Source organism: Aeromonas sp. QDB14, from assembly GCF_027707845.1.
In the GTDB taxonomy this organism is placed as follows: Bacteria; Pseudomonadota; Gammaproteobacteria; order Enterobacterales; family Aeromonadaceae; genus Aeromonas; species Aeromonas caviae.
Map to the genome: position 1 here is coordinate 1 of NZ_JAPCJD010000166.1, position 1,868 is coordinate 1,868.

A 1,868-nucleotide genomic window follows, 5' to 3' on the forward strand; every position below is an offset into this window, starting at 1 on the left:
CTGGCGCAGCCACACAAAACGGGTCACCCGATCATCAGCCGTCTCCTCGAGCAATGCCAGCAACTGTTCTCGGATCGGCATAGGCAGCCGACTGGCGATCCTCGTCTCGATGCGTCGCTCGGCATCGACGAGAGCCGCGGCACAAAGCCGCTCGATCGTGGATGTCGCGGGAAGGACAGTGCGGGTGCGTCGGCACTCGGCTACGAAGCGACGGGCGATATCCTCGTTCGACACCGCCATCTCGGCTTCTCGGAACAACCATTCCTTCAGCTCCCTCGCACCACGTCCGGAGAAGGTGCGGAAGCCGTAGAGCCCCCGTAACTCGGCAAGATGCTCGTGCCGTGTTTCCTCGCGGGCAGCATAGTCTACGAGATCGTCGGCACCCAGGCCAAGCTGCGCTCCGATAAATTCGATGACCTCTGCAGGGATCAGTTCGCCTGGAGCCAGCACCCGGCCGGGATAGCGCAGGACACACAATTGCAGGGCGAAGCCGAACCTGTTGTGAGCGCGCCGACGCAGCCTGATATGCCCAAGGTCTTCATCACTCAGCGTATAGTGCTTGAGCAAATCCGTCTGTGAAGTCGGCAAGCGCAACAGCGCGTCTTTCTGCCGATCGGTTAGAGTGACGCGACGCGGCATACATGTTCCTTTTTCAAAATCTGATAGCGTTCAAGACGCTTTATTTATGAAGCTGGTTGAGATACATTTCCAGAGGTCAATGCAATCGTGGCCGAAGCGCCGCCTCAAACCAACGTTTGTGATACATGCTGATCGGATATGCCCGCGTCTCCAAAGCCGATGGCTCGCAGTCTCTCGACCTGCAGCACGACGCCTTGCGCGCCGCAGGTGTCGAACGGGACAATATCTATGATGATCTTGCTTCCGGCGGTCGTGATGATCGCCCTGGCTTGACTGCCTGCCTCAAGTCATTGCGTGACGGCGATGTGCTGGTGGTCTGGAAGCTCGATCGCCTCGGACGATCGCTTGCCCATCTGGTCAACACGGTGAAGGAGCTGTCAGACCGCAAGATCGGCCTGCGGGTTCTGACTGGAAAGGGCGCTCAGATCGACACCACGACTGCGTCCGGTCGCATGGTGTTCGGAATCTTCGCCACCTTAGCCGAGTTCGAGCGGGATCTGATCCGAGAGCGCACCATGGCGGGTCTCGCCTCCGCGAGAGCGCGCGGTCGCAAGGGCGGACGAAAATTCGCGCTCACCAAAGCTCAGGTGCGTCTCGCGCAAGCCGCCATGGCCCAGCGCGATACTTCAGTTTCCGATCTCTGCAAGGAACTCGGCATCGAGCGCGTCACTCTCTACCGATATGTCGGTCCCAAAGGCGAGCTCAGAGACCATGGAAAGCATGTTCTCGGACTTACGTAGCAACTCGTTTCTTTTCGCAGGTTGAGCCACCTCCGCGCTTCATCAGAAAACTGAAGGAACCTCCATTGAATCGAACTAATATTTTTTTTGGTGAATCGCATTCTGACTGGTTGCCTGTCAGAGGCGGAGAATCTGGTGATTTTGTTTTTCGACGTGGTGACGGGCATGCCTTCGCGAAAATCGCACCTGCTTCCCGCCGCGGTGAGCTCGCTGGAGAGCGTGACCGCCTCATTTGGCTCAAAGGTCGAGGTGTGGCTTGCCCCGAGGTGATCAACTGGCAGGAGGAACAGGAGGGTGCATGCTTGGTGATAACGGCAATTCCGGGAGTACCGGCGGCTGATCTGTCTGGAGCGGATTTGCTCAAAGCGTGGCCGTCAATGGGGCAGCAACTTGGCGCTGTTCACAGCCTATTGGTTGATCAATGTCCGTTTGAGCGCAGGCTGTCGCGAATGTTCGGACGCGCCGTTGATGTGGTGTCCCGCAATGCCG

The 1,868-nt window shown here is 58.3% G+C and carries 3 protein-coding genes; 2 read left to right on the forward strand and 1 reads right to left on the reverse strand.

Annotation, left to right across the window (positions count from 1 at the left end):
* Positions 1-639: DUF4158 domain-containing protein (locus PG887_RS22215; RefSeq protein ID WP_270822926.1), on the reverse strand; the 639-nt coding region annotated here is incomplete at its 3' end.
* Between the two features lie 125 nt (positions 640-764).
* Here PG887_RS22215 and PG887_RS22220 point away from each other — a divergent pair.
* Together PG887_RS22220 and PG887_RS22225 are read left to right on the forward strand one after the other, a co-directional pair.
* The gene (locus PG887_RS22220) at positions 765-1,379 is read left to right on the forward strand and encodes a recombinase family protein (RefSeq protein ID WP_000904906.1); all 615 of its coding nucleotides are present in this window, start codon (positions 765-767) and stop codon (positions 1,377-1,379) included.
* 65 nt (positions 1,380-1,444) lie between these two features.
* Positions 1,445-1,868, forward strand: a 424-nt coding sequence (locus PG887_RS22225) for a phosphotransferase (protein WP_270822928.1), incomplete at its 3' end; no start/stop codon positions are given.